The following is a 14,260-nucleotide window of genomic DNA, read 5'->3' on the forward strand; positions in this document are numbered from 1 at the left end:
GTCCGGGGCGAGTAGACTACGTAGTTCTGTAATGGGTCAAGGTTGCGCCATGTGGGCGCAGTGAGTAGCAACGGAGCAGGAAAAGATGGCAAAGCAGAAGTTCGAGCGAAGTAAGCCTCACTTGAACATCGGAACCATGGGACATATTGACCATGGTAAGACGACGTTGACGGCAGCGATTACAAAGGTATTGTCCGAGCGTAATCCCAATGTAAAGTTCAAGCCTTTCGATCAGATCGATAAGGCACCAGAGGAGAAGGCCCGTGGCATAACGATCGCAATCTCGCACGTTGAGTACGAGACGGACAAGCGACACTATGCCCATGTTGACATGCCAGGGCATGCGGACTACATCAAGAATATGATCACCGGTGCGGCCCAGGTCGACGGCGCTATTCTGGTTGTGGCTGCAACTGATGGCCCGATGCCCCAGACGCGTGAGCATGTGTTGCTCGCTCGTCAGGTTGGCGTCCCCTATATCGTTGTGGCGCTCAACAAGGCCGACATGGTCGACGACGAGGAGCTCTTGGACCTCGTTGAACTCGAGGTCCGTGAACTGCTCAACGAATATGAGTTCCCCGGTGACGATACGCCGATTATTCGTGTCTCGGCGTTGAAGGCGCTTGAAGGCGACAAAGAGTATCAGGACAAGATCATCGAGCTGATGGACGCGGTCGATGAGTACATCCCCGTGCCTGAGCGCCCGCTTGATCGCCCCTTCCTGATGCCGATCGAGGATGTGTTGACCATTCCCGGTCGTGGAACTGTGGTAACGGGTAAGGTCGAGGCTGGCAAAGTCAAGGTCTCTGAGGAGGTCGAGATTGTTGGTCTTCGCCCCACACAGAAGACGGTCGTGACTGGCGTCGAGATGTTCAACAAAGAGCTTGGAGAGGGTATGGCCGGCGACAACGTCGGTGTCCTGCTCCGTGGTGTCAAGCGAACCGATGTCGAGCGCGGTCAGGTGGTCTGCAAGCCAGGAAGCATCACGCCTCACACTGAGTTCGAGGCGAACGTCTACGTTCTGTCCAAAGACGAGGGAGGACGGCACAAGCCGTTCTTCAATCACTATCGCCCGCAGTTCTACTTCAGGACGACCGACGTTACGGGAAGTATCATGCTGCCCGAGGGTACCGAGATGGCGATGCCAGGTGATAATCTCACCATCAAAGTGGAACTCGGTAAGCCTATTGCGATGGATGAGGGCCTTCGATTTGCTATCCGCGAGGGTGGCCGAACCGTTGGCGCTGGTCGCGTCGTGAAGATTATTAAGTAGTTCACTGGTGAATGGCCCGGAGTATACTCCGGGCCATTCCCTGTGTTTGGTGAGGTGTTGGCCGGGTGCCGACACAGAGACGGAGAAAAATGAGCGAGAAGCAGCGGATCAGAATCAGAATCAAGGGTTTTGATCATGAAATTTTGGAGGCGTCGACTCGTCGAATCGTGGACACAGTTACGCGTACCCAGGGCAAGGTTGTCGGTCCCGTGCCGTTGCCGACGGATATCCATCGGTACACGGTGATTCGCTCGCCGCATAAGTACAAGGATTCCCGTGAGCATTTTGAGATGCGGGTCCATAAGCGGTTGCTTGATATCGTCGATCATTCCGCAAAGACGGTGGATGCGCTCAAGCGGCTGGAGCTCCCGGCAGGGGTCGACATCGAGATCAAAATACAAAACGTGTAAATAACCCTGTTGGAGGCCCGGTCGTGGGTGCTGACAGAGTAGTATTAGTTGGTCAATTTGTGTCCGGTTGTGCCTTCATGGGACCCTCCGGCAGTTCTGACCTTGGCACCAATGCGCTGCTGAGTGTACGTGCCGTTGCAAAGATTGAAGGAATTCATGGCTAGTAAAACAGTGGTTGGCGAGAAAATCGGCATGACCCAAATCTGGGTCGATAACGATCGCGTGGTCCCGGTCACCGTGATTCGCGTGCTTCCTGCGAGGGTGCTGCGTCGTAAGACGGTCGAGCGCGATGGGTACGAGGCACTACAGGTCGCGGTCGGTGTGGTTCAGCCTTCGCGTTTAACCAAACCCGTACTCGGGCAGTTCACCTCCAGGGGTGTGGAGCCAGGACGCAGAATTATGGAGTTCCGACTTGAGGGTTCCGAGGGGATGAGCGTCGGTTCGCAGATCGATGCCTCTGCGATCAGCTCAGGTGATCATGTCGACGTGATCGGCACCAGCCGGGGACATGGGTTCTCGGGTGGTATGAAGCGGCATAACTTTAAGGGCCAGGGAGCTAGCCATGGTAACCACAAAAAGCATCGTGCCCCAGGCTCGATTGGGGCTTGTGCGACGCCAGCGCGGGTCTTTAAAGGTACCCGCATGGCTGGACAGTACGGTAGTGAGCGCACGACGATTTTGAATCTCGAGGTCGTGCGGTCCGAGCCGGATCGGCAATTGCTCCTCATCAAAGGTGCGGTCCCCGGTCCGCGAGGGGCGATGGTTGTGATTCGCGATACGGTGAAAGGTGGGAAGCGACCATGACGTTGCAGGCACGAGTCGTCAGCATCACCGGAGCCATCGAGGGCGAGGTAGAGCTCGCTGATGAGATTTTTGATATTCCGACCAACATCGGTTTGCTGCACCAGGTCGTCGTAGCCGAGGAGGCAAATCGTCGGCGGGGCACCCATTCGACGAAGACCCGGGCCGAGGTCTCTGGCGGTGGAGCAAAGCCCTTCCGACAGAAGGGTACAGGCAACGCGAGGCAGGGTTCGACTCGGGCACCGCAGTTCACCGGTGGTGGTATTGTTCATGGGCCCCGTCCACGTAGCTATGCGCAGGCGACACCCAAGAAGATGGTGCGGGCCGCACTGAAGCAGGCCCTCTCCGACCGGGCTCGCGGTGCGGCGATCTATGTGTTGCGAGGAGCCGTACCGGTTCCCTCGACCAAAGGCGCCGTGGCGATCGTAGAGGGTGCCGGTCTGGCAGGAAAGAATGTATCGCTGGTCGCATTGCCGAACGAGGACGGTATCGTCCGCAGTTTCCGCAATCTGCCGGATCTCATGATTGCTACGCCATCCTCCCTCCTGACACGCACGGTTCTCACGAGCGATGTGGTGTTGTTCACTGAGGCGGGTTTGGCGGGGATCGTTGAACGTCTTGGTGACAAGGAGAGTGAGTAATGCACGCTGGGGATCGTTATCAGGTGTTGCGGCGGCCGTTGGTCTCTGAAAAGAGCTACCAGCTAATGGATACCGGTGTGTACACCTTTGAGGTAGATACGGATGCGACCAAGATCGATGTCCGCAAGGCAGTTGAGAAGCTCTTCGAGGTCAAGGTTGCGAAAGTCAACACCCTGAATCGAAAGGGTAAGTCGACGCGGAACCGTCGCACCGGCAAGGTTAGTTTTCGTCCCGATACCAAAATCGCCTACGTGACACTTCGCGAGGGTTTTGCTATCGAGTTGTTGCAGAGGTAGGTAGTCATGGCGATTCGCAGGCGTAAACCAACGAGCGCGGGACGGCGATTTCAGTCCGTCTCGACGTTTGATGAGATCACGAAGAAGGCCCCAGAGAAGTCCCTCTTGCAGCCGAAGGCAAGCACGGGCGGGCGTAACGCCAAGGGTCGTAAGACCGCTCGACACCGGGGTGGCGGTCACAAGCAGCAGTATCGATTGATTGACTTCAAGCGGACCAAGGACGGCGTGCCAGCGACGGTTGCTGCGATTGAGTACGACCCGAACCGCAACGCTCGTATCGCCTTGTTGCACTATCACGACGGGGAGAAGCGATATATCCTCGCCCCTCGTGGACTCAAGGTTGGTGACAAGGTCCAATCAGGGGTCGGTGCGGATATCACTGTTGGCAACGCGCTCCCGTTGCGGGCCATCCCGGTCGGGTCGGTGGTGCACAACGTTGAGCTCCGTCCTGGACAGGGCGGCAAAATTGCGCGCAGTGCTGGCATGAGTGTGCAGCTGGTAGGACGAGATGAAGTCTATGCAACCCTGCGGCTTCCGTCCACTGAGATGCGGCGAGTACCGGCTGATGCCCGTGCCACCATCGGTGAGGTCGGCAACGCCGAGTTCGAGTTGCTCTCGATCGGCAAGGCGGGCCGTAATCGTTGGAAGGGTATTCGGCCACAGACGCGCGGCGTAGCGATGAACCCCGTTGACCACCCGCTTGGTGGTGGTGAAGGGAAGACTTCAGGTGGTCGACATCCGGTCTCTCCTTGGGGTAAGCCAGAAGGTCGTACCCGTCGGGCGCATCGAGATTCGGATCAGTTAATTATTCGACGACGTCGCGGTCGCGGAGCCAGGAGATAGTAGATGCCAAGAAGTTTAAAGAAGGGTCCCTTCGTCGATGATCATCTCTTGAAGAAGGTAGATGATCTCAACGAGAAGAACGAGAAGCGCGTGATCAAGACGTGGTCGCGTCGATCGACGATTATACCTGACATGGTTGGGCATACCATTGCGGTCCATGACGGGCGTAAGCACGTTCCGGTCTATGTCACTGAGTCAATGGTGGGACACAAACTGGGTGAGTTCGCACCGACGCGGACATTCCGGTATCACGCCGGCCAAGAGAAGACGGCGAGGAGACGATAGTGGCCGAGACGTTGGAGGCGAATCAAGCACGCGCAGTGCTTCGGTATTTTCGGATGAGTCCTACGAAGGCTCGTCAGGTTCTCGATCTCATTCGCGGCAAGTCAGCCGTAGAAGCTATTCGTGCCCTGTCCTTGGTCAATCGAGAGGCGAGCGAAGTCGTTGGCAAGTTGCTGGCATCTGCTGTCGCGAATGCGACGGTGCGTTACGGTCTGGGTGCCGATGAGGTATTCGTTGCGGCAGCCTTCGCTGATGAGGGTCCGACCATCAAACGGTTTCGTCCTCGTGCGCGAGGTCGAGCTACGCGGGTCCGCAAGCGAAGCTGCCACATCACGATCGTGGTAGAAGAGATGCCGCTGTCGATGCGACGAGTCGAGGCAGCAAAGAACTCTGGACGGCAGACGGCTCGTCGTGCTCAACGAGTCGCCTCCTCGCGGGGGACGAACACCCCCACCGAGGCGAGTCCCAGGACTCCGAAGGCGGTTGATGCCGGCACCAGCGAGGTTGAAGAAGGATTGATCTCCGACCCGAGCGTGGAGATCGTTGAGGACTCGGTCCTCGAAGACACAGCAGAGCCTGCTGGGGTGGACGAAGCGGTTGCGACCGATGACAGCGCAGAGGAAGTGGTCGTCGAGGCGAGTGCAGAGGAAGTGGTCGTCGAGGCGAGTGCGGACGAAGCGAGCGCGGGCAATCCGGCCGACGAATCGAAGTCGGACGAAGTGGTTGATGCTGAGGCAGTGGCCGGCGATGATGAGACGCCAGCAGTAGGACAGGAGGACTCGTAATGGGTCAAAAGATACACCCCTATGGGTTTCGTCTGGGCGTCACCACTGATTGGAAGTCGCGTTGGTACGCCGACAAGGACTATCAGAAGTGGGTCATCGAGGATTACAAGATCCGGTCGTGGCTACAGCGTGAGCTCGCGACGGCTGCGGTCTCTCGGATCGATATTGAACGCACGCGCGACCGGCTAAAGGTCGATATCCACACGGCTCGGCCTGGTATCGTGATCGGCAAGAAGGGTTCCGAGGTCGATCGGCTCCGCAAGGCGCTCGAGAAGTTGACGAGCTACCCGCGAGTACAGCTCAATGTCGAGGAGGTACGTAACCCTGAGCTCGATGCGACGCTCGTCGCACAGAGCATCGCGGACCAGATATCCCGTCGAGTGAGTTTCCGCCGGGCGATGAAACGGTCGATTCAGATCGTGATGAAAGAAGGCGGCAAGGGTGTAACGATCCAATGTTCGGGTCGTCTCGGTGGTTCTGAGATGGCTCGCAGAGAGACCCACCGCGAAGGCCGGGTCCCTCGCCACACCTTGCGAGCCGATATCGACTATGGCCTCCGAGAAGCACACACCAACTCCGGTACGGTCGGTGTAAAGGTCTGGATCTACCGTGGGGACATCGTTCCCTATCAGGTCGCGGTGGCGACTGCTGCTCGCCCGAGTCTTCCCGATCGCCCGCGACGGATTATCACGGCGGGTGGGGGACGACGACGTGTCGCCGAAGAGGCGGTCGTTGAGGAGGTCGTCGCTGCTCCGACGGCGTTGTTGGAGGAGCCAGTTGTGCCAGAGGAGCTTGAGCGACTCCTGGCCGAGGAGGAAGACATCGAGCGCCGCACCAAGGATGAGGGGCACGAGGCTCCGCATTTCAAGAAGGAGGTGGATTAGTCGATGTTGATGCCCCGCAAGGTTAAACACCGCAAGACCCATCGCGGTCGACTCACCGGCAAAGCCAAAGGTGGAACCGAGGTCAGCTTTGGACGCTATGGTATTCAGGCGCTTGAGCCTGGCTGGATCACGGCTCGTCAGATTGAGGCGGCTCGTGTTGCGATGACCCGGCACGTTCGCCGTGGTGGAAAGGTCTGGATTCGCGTCTTCCCGGATAAGCCGGTTACGAAGAAGCCAGCAGAAACGCGTATGGGATCGGGCAAGGGTAATCCAGAGTTTTGGGTAGCAGTCGTTCGTCCTGGCAAGATTCTTTTCGAGCTCGATGGAGTGAGTGAGGAACTCGGTCGCGAGGCCATGGAACGGGCGATTCAAAAGCTCCCGATCAAGGCGCGCTTTATTATCAAAGAAGGCGTGGAGTCGATTGGTGGAACGCGATGACAAAGGCGATTGAGTACCGAGAAATGCTCGATGACGAGTTGTTGAGTAAGTTGAACGAAACGAAAGAAGAACTCTTCCGGCATCGCTTTGCGATCGCGTCTGCACAGGGTACCGATACCGCAAAGCTCGGTGCACTGCGCAAGGAACTCGCGCGTATCGAGACCGTTTTGAGTGAGCGGCGGATTGTCGCCCGAGGAGGAAAGTGATGAGCGAGTCGCACGAAGAGCGTCCGCAGCGTAAGGTCCGTGAGGGCGTCGTGGCTTCAGAGGCGATGGATCAGACCATTGTCGTACTCGTGAACCAGCGGGTACGCCACCCTCGCTACATGCGTACGATCTCCAAGACCAAGCGGTTGTATGCGCATGATGTGAATAATGATGCCCATGTGGGTGATACCGTCGAGATCGAAGAGACCCGGCCTCTGTCGAAGCTAAAGCGGTGGAGGTTGGTCCGAGTAGTGGAGCGTGCAAGATGATCCAGCAGGAGAGTCGTCTACGAGTGGCGGATAATTCCGGTGCTCGAGAGGTGCTGTGTATCCGAGTCCTCGGCGGTAGCCGGCGTCGGTATGCGGGTATCGGTGATGTGTTCATCGCCACGGTGAAGGATGCATTGCCAGGAGCAGGTGTCAAGCGTGGGGATGTTGTCAAATGTGTGGTGGTCCGCACCCGTAAGGAGTCCCGCCGCGCTGATGGAAGTTACATTCGATTCGATGACAATGCGGCGGTGTTGATCAACGATCAGATGCAGCCTCGGGGTACCCGTATCTTCGGCCCAGTCGGTCGAGAGCTCCGTGATAAGCGTTTCATGCGTATCGTTTCGTTGGCACCGGAGGTGTTGTAATGCGATTGAAGAGTGGAGATAGGGTGCGCGTGCTCTCCGGTAAAGACCGCGGCTCTGAGGGTCAGATTTTGAAGGCGTTTCCCCAGGAACGTAAGGTGCTAGTCGAAGGGGTTCACGTGGTGCAACGGCACACCAAAGCTCGTGATGCTACGACTCCGGGTGGCATCATCGAAAAGTCCTTGCCGATCGATGCCTCGAATGTGGCGGTGATCTGTTCATCGTGTGGTCCGACCCGTATCAGTATGGATGTTGATGAGTTTGGCAAGCGTTTTCGCGTATGCAGGAAGTGCAGGACGGCACTATGACGACTACCGTAACACCGCGACCTCGACTCAAGGTCCGATATGATCAGGAGATACGAGCGCAGCTGTTCGAGGCCTTGGGCGTTGCGAACGTCCACCAGGTCCCTACACTCGATAAGATTGTCGTGAACATGGGTGTCGGTCGGGCCACACAGCAGCAGTCGCTTCTTGAAGGGGCCATCCGTGACCTCGAGACGATTACCGGACAGAAGCCGGCAACGCGTCGTGCCCGTAAGTCGATTGCCGCCTTCAAGCTACGCGAAGGTATGCCCATCGGTGCGATGGTGACGCTGCGGGGTGACCGGATGTGGGAGTTCTTCGACCGGTTAGTCGCCATAGCGATCCCGAGGATCCGCGACTTCCGAGGGCTGAACCCACGTTCCTTCGATGGTCATGGGAACTACTCCTTCGGGGTTAATGAACAACTGATTTTCCCAGAGATCGATTACGACAAGATTGATGCCACTCGTGGCATGGATATCACTATTGTCACGACAGCGGAGTCTGATGCACAGGGCAAAGCCTTGCTTCTTGCTTTTGGCTTCCCATTCCGGAAGGAAGGTTTGTAAATGGCAACCAAAGCGTTGATTGCAAAGTCCAATCGTCGTCCCAAGTATCGAGTTCGTGCCTACACGCGCTGCCAACGGTGCGGACGTCCGCATGCGGTCTATCGGAAGTTTGGGCTCTGCAGGATCTGTCTCAGAGAGATGGCACATCTGGGGGAGATCCCTGGCGTGACGAAGGCCAGTTGGTAGGAGGTTAGCCATGAGTATGACTGATCCAATCGCTGATATGTTGACTCGAATTCGTAATGCGACGCGGGTCCGACATGAGGTAGTACGTATGCCCGGTTCGAAGATCAAGACGGAGTTGGCACGCATCCTTCAGGAAGAGGGTTACATCGACTCCTTCGCCGTTGCGCCAGCAGCGACTGGCCCAGGAACCGTGCTTGAGATCCAGCTGCGCTATGTAGGGTCACGGCGACGCGATAGTGCTATCAATGGTATCACCCGTGTCTCCAAGCCTGGCCTTCGTGTCTATACGCAGGCCGCTTCGATCCAGCGAGTTTTTGGTGGTATGGGTGTGGCGGTGTTGTCCACCTCGCACGGATTGATGACGGATCGCGACGCCCGCAAGGCTGGTGTCGGTGGTGAAGTCATCTGTCATGTCTGGTAGAGGAGTTAAAGAGTGTCACGAATAGGCAAGCAACCTATCGTTCTTCCTGATGGAGTGACGATCACTGTTGAGGGTACGAAGGTCAAGGTTGACGGACCGAAGGGGACGTTAGAGCGCGAGATGCCGCCGATGGTCACCGTTGCACTCGATGAGCGTACGGTGAACGTAGGACGAGTTGATGACTCGCGACAGGCACGGGCTATGCATGGGTTATCACGGACGCTGGTCAACAATATGGTGGTTGGTGTGAGTGAGGGGTACCGTAAGCAGCTCGAGATCGTTGGCGTCGGGTACCGTGCGCAGTTGCGCTCGCCCGCTGAGGTTGAACTGGCGCTCGGATTTTCTCATCCGGTCATCGTGAAGGCTCCTGAGGGTATCGGCTTTGAGGCGCCTACTCCGACACGTTTGGTGGTGCAGGGCGTTGACAAGGAGCTGGTCGGACAAGTCGCTGCGAACATTCGGAAGATTCGCAAACCTGAGCCCTATAAGGGCAAAGGTGTGCGCTATGAGGGTGAGAAGGTTGTACGCAAAGTTGGAAAGGCTGGGAAGTAGGTAACGATGTCAATTAGCCAATCCCACAGTCGGCAGAAGCGGCGTCATCAACGGGTACGTCGTAAGGTAGTCGGTTCGCCGGAACGACCACGGTTGGCCGTGTATCGTTCCAATAAGCACATGTTTGCACAGTTGATCGACGATAGCCAAGGGGTGACGCTCGTTGCTGCGTCGACGCTTGAGGCCGATTTTGCGGGTAGCTCGACCGGCAACTGCGAAGCGGCGATCAAGGTCGGTAAGGTCATCGCCGAGCGAGCAGTCGCGCACGGGGTCACACAGGTTGTTTTTGATCGTGGTGGTTTTCAGTATCACGGTCGGGTTGCTGCGCTTGCGGATGCCGCACGCGAGGCGGGACTGGAGTTTTAGATGGCTGAAAGCCAGTATGAAGATCGCACCATCAAGGTCAATCGAGTATCGAAGGTTGTCAAAGGCGGTCGTCGCTTCTCATTCACGGCGTTAATGGTCGTGGGTGATGGCAATGGACGGGTTGGCATCGGTTATGGGAAGGCTAAAGAGGCGAGCATCGCCGTACAAAAGGGTACGGAGGAGGCACGTCGTAAGCTGATTTCGGTTCCTCTAGCTGGGACTACGATTCCTCATCCGATCATCGGGAGGGCCGGCGCTGGACGGGTTCTTCTCAAGCCAGCGGCTCCGGGTACCGGTGTTATTGCCGGTGGGGCGGCACGCCAGATTCTAGAGATGGCCGGGATCACCGATGTGCTTGCGAAGTCGCTCGGTTCCTCCAATGGCATCAACGTCGCTCACGCCACGATGGATGGCCTGGCCCACCTACTGAGTCCCGATCAGGTGGCGAGGGCTCGCGGGAAGTACCCGGATCAGATCGCTCCAAAGGGCATGCTCGCTTCGTATGAGGAGCGCAAGCGTCAACAGGAGGCGTCACATGGCTAAGGTAACGAGTGAAAAGCAACTACGGGTGCGTCAAGTCCGCTCCTTGATCGGCTCCAAGCCGATTCATAAGGGAACGCTGCGTGCGCTTGGACTCGGTCGTATTGGGAGAGAGCATGTGCTCCCGGACCGTCCCGAGATTCGCGGTATGCTGCGTAATGTACGTCACCTGGTAGTGGTCGAGGAGATTCAATGATTTATCTGCATGAGTTGGCCCCGAACGCGGGTGCTAAGACCCGCAAGCGCCGCGTTGGGCGCGGCATCGGTGGTAAGGGTGGCAAGACGGCTGGCCGTGGAACCAAGGGACAGGGGGCGCGCGATACGATTCCTGTGGGCTTCGAGGGTGGTCAGCTCCCCCTGACTCAGCGCATCCCGAAGCTGCGCGGCTTCGATAATCCTTTCCGTGTCTCTTACACCGTTGTCAATTTGGATCAGTTGACCGTCCTCTCCGAACGGGGAGTGACGACGATTTCGCCGGAGGCCCTTGAGGCAGCGGGGGTGATCCGCAAGGGTGCGCTAGTCAAGGTATGCGCGCGTGGCGCGATGAGTGCTCCCCTTGCGGTCTCGGCGCATGGATTCTCGAAGACCGCTCGCGAGCTGATAGAATCAGCTGGTGGATCCGTCACGGAGATACCGTTGCCCTATAAGTCAGGTCGTCGCCCTTCGTTGGGCAACGCCTTGATGAATCGGTAGTGAGCCAGGAGCGATTAGTAAGCTGATGCTGCAGAACTTTGTTAATATTTTTCGTGTGAAGGACCTTAGGAATAAGGTCCTTTTCACGCTTCTCATGGTGGGTATCTACCAGTTGGGGTCCAACATTCCGGTCCCCGGGGTGAGTTACTCGGCGATCCATGAGCTGGTGACGCAGTCACGGGGTGCGGGCATCTTTGGGTTTCTTGACCTGTTCTCCGGTGGTGCCCTCTCAAGGGCAGCCCTTTTTGGCCTCGGGATCATGCCCTATATCACATCATCGATCATCATTCAGTTGCTCACTGGGGTGATCCCCAAGCTGACGGAGTGGCGCGATCAGGGCTCTGCGGGTGAGCGCAAGATCACCCAGACGACGCGTTATCTCACGATTGGACTCGCCGTCTTGCAGGCGACAGGATTGGCCTTCGTCTTCCATAGCGGGCTCGGGGTCATCCTGGGCAACCAGAAGTCGCTTGATCTCATCCCCGATTTCACTATTCCGAGAGTGCTCTTCATTGTGCTCACCCTTACTGCTGGTACTGCACTGGTGATGTGGATGGCGGAGTCGATCACCGAACGTGGGGTTGGCCAGGGCATGTCGATCCTCATCTTCGCGAACGTCGTCAGCATCATTCCCTCAGGAGGGCGGCTCATCTTCGATCAGGCTGGAGCTTTTAAGTTCACGATCATCGTGATTGTGGTGCTCTTGCTCCTGGTTGCGATCGTCTTTGTCGAACAGGGACAGCGCCGTATCCCGGTCGTTTTCGCACGAAGGGTCGTCGGGCGTAGGATGTATGAGGGTGGGAACTCGTATATTCCGTTGAAGGTTAATCAAGCGGGAGTCATACCGATCATCTTTGCTTCGTCGATCCTTTACTTCCCAGTGCTGCTCTCCAACGTCATTCCCGTTGATAGCTTCCGTACGTTTGTGAATAATCACCTCCTGAACGCCACTAGCGGGTTCTACATCATCACCTATGGTCTCTTGATCATCGTCTTCACATTTTTCTATGTGACGGTGGCCTTTGATCCCTATCAGCAGGCAGAGATTATTCGGAAGCAAAATGGCTATATACCTGGGGTGCGTCCTGGTCAAGCAACCCAACAGTATCTTTCGCGAATTCTGAACCGTATCACCTTGCCGGGCGCGCTGTTCCTGGCCGCGATCGCGGTCATCCCGTCGATACTGCTCTCCGCCTGGCATATCACCTCGTTTCCCTATGCAGGGACGACCATCTTGATCGCGGTCATTGTCGCCCTCGAGACGGTCAAACAGATCAACTCCCAGCTCACCATGCGTAACTATAAGGGATTCTTGAAGTAAGATGGTCTCCGGTCACCCTCTCCGGCTCGTGCTGGTCGGTCGACAAGGGGCGGGGAAGGGTACCCAGTGTGTGAGGGTCTCACATCGGTATGCTATTCCTCACATCTCGACAGGAGATATGCTGCGGGCCGCGGTAGCGGCGGGTTCGCCCTTTGGTCAGCTGGCCAAGTCCTACATGGATCGTGGTGAGTTGGTGCCTGATTCGGTGATCAACGGTGTGATCGCTGAGCGGTTGGAACAACCGGATGCGCGCCTGCGTGGGTTTGTGTTGGATGGTTTTCCTCGCACCAAGGACCAGGCGATTGAACTCAACGCATTGTTAGCGCCGGCCTCGTTGCACATGGTGATCAATCTTGAGGTCTCGGTGGCGTTGGTACTACGTCGGTTGTCGTCGCGTCGTGTCTGTGCGGTCTGTGGGAGTATCTACTCTGATGAGCTGCCTCCCAAGACGGTGGGGATCTGTGATAACTGTGGTGGTGAGTTGGTACAGCGTGAAGATGACACCGAGGCCGCTATCCTCCGGCGTCTCGAAATCTATGAAAAAACGACGACGCCCTTGCTCGGATTCTATAGCGAGATGGGGCTCTTGGAGACGGTTGACGGGGTTGGTACTCCTGATGAGGTGCTGGGGCGCATCAGCGATGTCCTCGCAAAGCACGGGTTTTATGAAGGTGGTTGATTATGGTTCGCACAGAGGCTGAGCTCGCATCGATGCGCAAAGCGGGACGTGTGACGGCGGAGATGTTGGCGGCTTGCCGGAGCGCTATTCGTCCCGGCGTTACGACCGTTGACTTGGATCGGGCAGCGCGCGATGTCTTGGAGCGGCGTGGGGCGAGATCGAATTTCTTGGGTTACCATGGCTTTCCTGCAGTCATCTGCACCTCGCGCAACAACGTCATTGTGCACGGTATCCCGAGTGATGAGGAGGTGTTGCGGGAGGGCGATATCATCTCGATCGACGCCGGAGCCATCGTCGAGGGTTACCATGGCGATGCTGCCATCACGGTTGCGGTCGGAGAGGTGCCCGCACGCGTTGCGCGATTGATCGAGGTGACTGAGGCATCGCTGTGGGCAGGGATCGGCGAGATGGTGCAGGGCAACCATCTCCACGACATCGGTCGGGCGGTTGAGGAGGTGGCGCTTGGGGCCCATCTGGGTGTGATCCGCGACTATGTCGGCCATGGTATCGGAACGCAGATGCACGAGCCTCCGAATGTCCCCAACTACTGGCCTGGGCGACCCGGCCCGAAGCTGCGTGTCAATGAGGTGTATGCAGTGGAGCCAATGCTTACCTTAGGTGGCGAGGATACTGTGGTGTTGCCCGATGGTTGGGGTGTCGTCACCGCCGATGGAACATGGGCGGCGCACTTCGAGCATACGATCGCGATCACCGAAGAGGGGCCGGAGGTCTTTACCGTGCTTGACGACCTTCCCTGAGGTCCTTCCGATTATACTAGCAAGGTAGCTTTTTGCGCCCCGCGGCCTGTTGGCCGCGACATAACTGCTGTAGTCGTCAGATTCTGGCGTGTCTGGGTGATGTCAATCAGCGTGATCGGTAGGAGGATGAACTGGCGAAAGGAAAAGAGGACACGATCGTCCTTGAGGGTACAGTGGTAGAGCCACTTCCCAATGCGATGTTTCGTGTAGAGCTCGAGAATGGTCTCAAGGTGCTAGCCCATAGCTCTGGGAAGATGCGAATGCATCGAATCCGGATCTTGCCAGGGGATAAGGTCCAGGTTGAGTTCACGCCGTACGACTTAGCACGTGGTCGTATTACCTACCGGTACAAATAACGAGGTTAGAGGAATCAACGACGA

General features: G+C 57.3%; 26 protein-coding genes. All 26 read left to right on the plus strand.

Annotation, left to right across the window (positions count from 1 at the left end):
• Window positions 1-85: 85 nt before the first annotated feature.
• Entirely contained in the window at window positions 86-1,273 is a 1,188-nt protein-coding gene (gene tuf / locus M7439_RS11300) for an elongation factor Tu (protein WP_298343200.1), read from the plus strand.
• Between the two features lie 89 nt (window positions 1,274-1,362).
• Window positions 1,363-1,683: a 30S ribosomal protein S10 gene (gene rpsJ, locus M7439_RS11305; protein WP_298336838.1), complete on the plus strand. Its 321-nt coding sequence runs from the start codon at window positions 1,363-1,365 to the stop codon at window positions 1,681-1,683.
• A gap of 156 nt (window positions 1,684-1,839) precedes the next feature.
• Window positions 1,840-2,487, plus strand: a complete 648-nt coding sequence (gene rplC / locus M7439_RS11310) for a 50S ribosomal protein L3 (RefSeq protein ID WP_298343203.1) — start codon at window positions 1,840-1,842, stop codon at window positions 2,485-2,487.
• On the plus strand, window positions 2,484-3,125 hold the full coding sequence (rplD, locus tag M7439_RS11315) for a 50S ribosomal protein L4 (protein WP_298343206.1): 642 nt from the start codon (window positions 2,484-2,486) through the stop codon (window positions 3,123-3,125). Before rplC ends, rplD begins: the two co-directional genes overlap by 4 nt.
• Window positions 3,125-3,421, plus strand: a complete 297-nt coding sequence (rplW, locus tag M7439_RS11320) for a 50S ribosomal protein L23 (RefSeq protein ID WP_298336844.1) — start codon at window positions 3,125-3,127, stop codon at window positions 3,419-3,421. Before rplD ends, rplW begins: the two co-directional genes overlap by 1 nt.
• Window positions 3,422-3,427: 6 nt before the next feature.
• Window positions 3,428-4,264, plus strand: coding sequence for a 50S ribosomal protein L2 (rplB, locus tag M7439_RS11325; protein ID WP_298343209.1), 837 nt, complete (start codon window positions 3,428-3,430; stop codon window positions 4,262-4,264).
• A 3-nt stretch (window positions 4,265-4,267) separates the two neighbouring features.
• Window positions 4,268-4,549, plus strand: coding sequence for a 30S ribosomal protein S19 (rpsS, locus tag M7439_RS11330; protein WP_298208828.1), 282 nt, complete (start codon window positions 4,268-4,270; stop codon window positions 4,547-4,549).
• On the plus strand, window positions 4,549-5,331 hold the full coding sequence (gene rplV, locus M7439_RS13145) for a 50S ribosomal protein L22 (RefSeq protein ID WP_366525184.1): 783 nt from the start codon (window positions 4,549-4,551) through the stop codon (window positions 5,329-5,331). The genes rpsS and rplV overlap by 1 nt, the downstream gene beginning before the upstream one ends.
• Window positions 5,331-6,215: a 30S ribosomal protein S3 gene (rpsC, locus tag M7439_RS11340; protein WP_366525183.1), complete on the plus strand. Its 885-nt coding sequence runs from the start codon at window positions 5,331-5,333 to the stop codon at window positions 6,213-6,215. The genes rplV and rpsC overlap by 1 nt, the downstream gene beginning before the upstream one ends.
• Window positions 6,216-6,218: 3 nt before the next feature.
• On the plus strand, window positions 6,219-6,653 hold the full coding sequence (rplP, locus tag M7439_RS11345; RefSeq protein ID WP_298343212.1) for a 50S ribosomal protein L16: 435 nt from the start codon (window positions 6,219-6,221) through the stop codon (window positions 6,651-6,653).
• Complete coding sequence (gene rpmC, locus M7439_RS11350; protein WP_298343214.1) at window positions 6,650-6,859, plus strand: 50S ribosomal protein L29; 210 nt, start codon at window positions 6,650-6,652, stop codon at window positions 6,857-6,859. Before rplP ends, rpmC begins: the two co-directional genes overlap by 4 nt.
• Window positions 6,859-7,128 (plus strand): 30S ribosomal protein S17, encoded by a 270-nt coding sequence (rpsQ, locus tag M7439_RS11355; RefSeq protein ID WP_298336850.1) that lies wholly within the window; start codon window positions 6,859-6,861, stop codon window positions 7,126-7,128. The genes rpmC and rpsQ overlap by 1 nt, the downstream gene beginning before the upstream one ends.
• On the plus strand, window positions 7,125-7,493 hold the full coding sequence (rplN, locus tag M7439_RS11360; protein WP_035389059.1) for a 50S ribosomal protein L14: 369 nt from the start codon (window positions 7,125-7,127) through the stop codon (window positions 7,491-7,493). The genes rpsQ and rplN overlap by 4 nt, the downstream gene beginning before the upstream one ends.
• Window positions 7,493-7,798, plus strand: coding sequence for a 50S ribosomal protein L24 (gene rplX / locus M7439_RS11365; protein ID WP_298343218.1), 306 nt, complete (start codon window positions 7,493-7,495; stop codon window positions 7,796-7,798). Before rplN ends, rplX begins: the two co-directional genes overlap by 1 nt.
• Entirely contained in the window at window positions 7,795-8,364 is a 570-nt protein-coding gene (gene rplE / locus M7439_RS11370; RefSeq protein ID WP_298343221.1) for a 50S ribosomal protein L5, read from the plus strand. The genes rplX and rplE overlap by 4 nt, the downstream gene beginning before the upstream one ends.
• On the plus strand, window positions 8,365-8,550 hold the full coding sequence (locus tag M7439_RS11375; RefSeq protein ID WP_298336856.1) for a type Z 30S ribosomal protein S14: 186 nt from the start codon (window positions 8,365-8,367) through the stop codon (window positions 8,548-8,550).
• Window positions 8,551-8,560: 10 nt separating this feature from the next.
• The gene (gene rpsH, locus M7439_RS11380) at window positions 8,561-8,971 is read left to right on the plus strand and encodes a 30S ribosomal protein S8 (protein WP_298343224.1); all 411 of its coding nucleotides are present in this window, start codon (window positions 8,561-8,563) and stop codon (window positions 8,969-8,971) included.
• Between the two features lie 12 nt (window positions 8,972-8,983).
• The gene (gene rplF, locus M7439_RS11385; RefSeq protein WP_298343227.1) at window positions 8,984-9,523 is read left to right on the plus strand and encodes a 50S ribosomal protein L6; all 540 of its coding nucleotides are present in this window, start codon (window positions 8,984-8,986) and stop codon (window positions 9,521-9,523) included.
• A gap of 6 nt (window positions 9,524-9,529) precedes the next feature.
• Window positions 9,530-9,889 (plus strand): 50S ribosomal protein L18, encoded by a 360-nt coding sequence (gene rplR, locus M7439_RS11390; RefSeq protein ID WP_298343230.1) that lies wholly within the window; start codon window positions 9,530-9,532, stop codon window positions 9,887-9,889.
• A complete protein-coding gene (gene rpsE / locus M7439_RS11395; protein WP_298343233.1) occupies window positions 9,890-10,432 on the plus strand; it encodes a 30S ribosomal protein S5 in 543 nt (180 codons plus the stop codon).
• Window positions 10,425-10,625 (plus strand): 50S ribosomal protein L30, encoded by a 201-nt coding sequence (rpmD, locus tag M7439_RS11400; protein WP_298336865.1) that lies wholly within the window; start codon window positions 10,425-10,427, stop codon window positions 10,623-10,625. Before rpsE ends, rpmD begins: the two co-directional genes overlap by 8 nt.
• Window positions 10,622-11,122 (plus strand): 50S ribosomal protein L15, encoded by a 501-nt coding sequence (gene rplO, locus M7439_RS11405; protein ID WP_298343235.1) that lies wholly within the window; start codon window positions 10,622-10,624, stop codon window positions 11,120-11,122. The genes rpmD and rplO overlap by 4 nt, the downstream gene beginning before the upstream one ends.
• A 25-nt stretch (window positions 11,123-11,147) precedes the next feature.
• Entirely contained in the window at window positions 11,148-12,443 is a 1,296-nt protein-coding gene (gene secY / locus M7439_RS11410; protein WP_298343240.1) for a preprotein translocase subunit SecY, read from the plus strand.
• A gap of 1 nt (window position 12,444) precedes the next feature.
• Entirely contained in the window at window positions 12,445-13,122 is a 678-nt protein-coding gene (locus M7439_RS11415; RefSeq protein ID WP_298343243.1) for an adenylate kinase, read from the plus strand.
• A gap of 2 nt (window positions 13,123-13,124) precedes the next feature.
• Entirely contained in the window at window positions 13,125-13,880 is a 756-nt protein-coding gene (gene map / locus M7439_RS11420; protein ID WP_298343245.1) for a type I methionyl aminopeptidase, read from the plus strand.
• Window positions 13,881-14,011: 131 nt separating this feature from the next.
• On the plus strand, window positions 14,012-14,236 hold the full coding sequence (gene infA, locus M7439_RS11425; protein WP_081901039.1) for a translation initiation factor IF-1: 225 nt from the start codon (window positions 14,012-14,014) through the stop codon (window positions 14,234-14,236).
• The last annotated feature ends 24 nt before the right edge of the window (window positions 14,237-14,260 follow it).

The sequence above is a fragment of the Ferrimicrobium sp. genome (genome assembly GCF_027319265.1).
Lineage (GTDB): Bacteria > Actinomycetota > Acidimicrobiia > Acidimicrobiales > Acidimicrobiaceae > Ferrimicrobium.

Excerpts from the sequence above, each read along its gene's own strand:
- rpsE (WP_298343233.1), top strand. The coding sequence starts at position 9,890 with ATGGCTGAAAGCCAGTATGAAGATCGCACCATCAAGGTCAATCGAGTA.
- rplP (WP_298343212.1), top strand. The coding sequence starts at position 6,219 with ATGTTGATGCCCCGCAAGGTTAAACACCGCAAGACCCATCGCGGTCGA.
- rpsC (WP_366525183.1), top strand. The coding sequence starts at position 5,331 with ATGGGTCAAAAGATACACCCCTATGGGTTTCGTCTGGGCGTCACCACT.
- rplR (WP_298343230.1), top strand. The coding sequence starts at position 9,530 with ATGTCAATTAGCCAATCCCACAGTCGGCAGAAGCGGCGTCATCAACGG.
- rplO (WP_298343235.1), top strand. The coding sequence starts at position 10,622 with ATGATTTATCTGCATGAGTTGGCCCCGAACGCGGGTGCTAAGACCCGC.
- map (WP_298343245.1), top strand. The coding sequence starts at position 13,125 with ATGGTTCGCACAGAGGCTGAGCTCGCATCGATGCGCAAAGCGGGACGT.
- rpsJ (WP_298336838.1), top strand. The coding sequence starts at position 1,363 with ATGAGCGAGAAGCAGCGGATCAGAATCAGAATCAAGGGTTTTGATCAT.
- tuf (WP_298343200.1), top strand. The coding sequence starts at position 86 with ATGGCAAAGCAGAAGTTCGAGCGAAGTAAGCCTCACTTGAACATCGGA.
- M7439_RS11415 (WP_298343243.1), top strand. The coding sequence starts at position 12,445 with ATGGTCTCCGGTCACCCTCTCCGGCTCGTGCTGGTCGGTCGACAAGGG.
- rpsS (WP_298208828.1), top strand. The coding sequence starts at position 4,268 with ATGCCAAGAAGTTTAAAGAAGGGTCCCTTCGTCGATGATCATCTCTTG.
- rplC (WP_298343203.1), top strand. The coding sequence starts at position 1,840 with ATGGCTAGTAAAACAGTGGTTGGCGAGAAAATCGGCATGACCCAAATC.
- rplE (WP_298343221.1), top strand. The coding sequence starts at position 7,795 with ATGACGACTACCGTAACACCGCGACCTCGACTCAAGGTCCGATATGAT.
- rpmC (WP_298343214.1), top strand. The coding sequence starts at position 6,650 with ATGACAAAGGCGATTGAGTACCGAGAAATGCTCGATGACGAGTTGTTG.
- secY (WP_298343240.1), top strand. The coding sequence starts at position 11,148 with ATGCTGCAGAACTTTGTTAATATTTTTCGTGTGAAGGACCTTAGGAAT.
- rpsH (WP_298343224.1), top strand. The coding sequence starts at position 8,561 with ATGAGTATGACTGATCCAATCGCTGATATGTTGACTCGAATTCGTAAT.
- M7439_RS11375 (WP_298336856.1), top strand. The coding sequence starts at position 8,365 with ATGGCAACCAAAGCGTTGATTGCAAAGTCCAATCGTCGTCCCAAGTAT.
- rplX (WP_298343218.1), top strand. The coding sequence starts at position 7,493 with ATGCGATTGAAGAGTGGAGATAGGGTGCGCGTGCTCTCCGGTAAAGAC.
- rpmD (WP_298336865.1), top strand. The coding sequence starts at position 10,425 with ATGGCTAAGGTAACGAGTGAAAAGCAACTACGGGTGCGTCAAGTCCGC.
- rpsQ (WP_298336850.1), top strand. The coding sequence starts at position 6,859 with ATGAGCGAGTCGCACGAAGAGCGTCCGCAGCGTAAGGTCCGTGAGGGC.
- rplB (WP_298343209.1), top strand. The coding sequence starts at position 3,428 with ATGGCGATTCGCAGGCGTAAACCAACGAGCGCGGGACGGCGATTTCAG.
- rplW (WP_298336844.1), top strand. The coding sequence starts at position 3,125 with ATGCACGCTGGGGATCGTTATCAGGTGTTGCGGCGGCCGTTGGTCTCT.
- rplN (WP_035389059.1), top strand. The coding sequence starts at position 7,125 with ATGATCCAGCAGGAGAGTCGTCTACGAGTGGCGGATAATTCCGGTGCT.
- rplD (WP_298343206.1), top strand. The coding sequence starts at position 2,484 with ATGACGTTGCAGGCACGAGTCGTCAGCATCACCGGAGCCATCGAGGGC.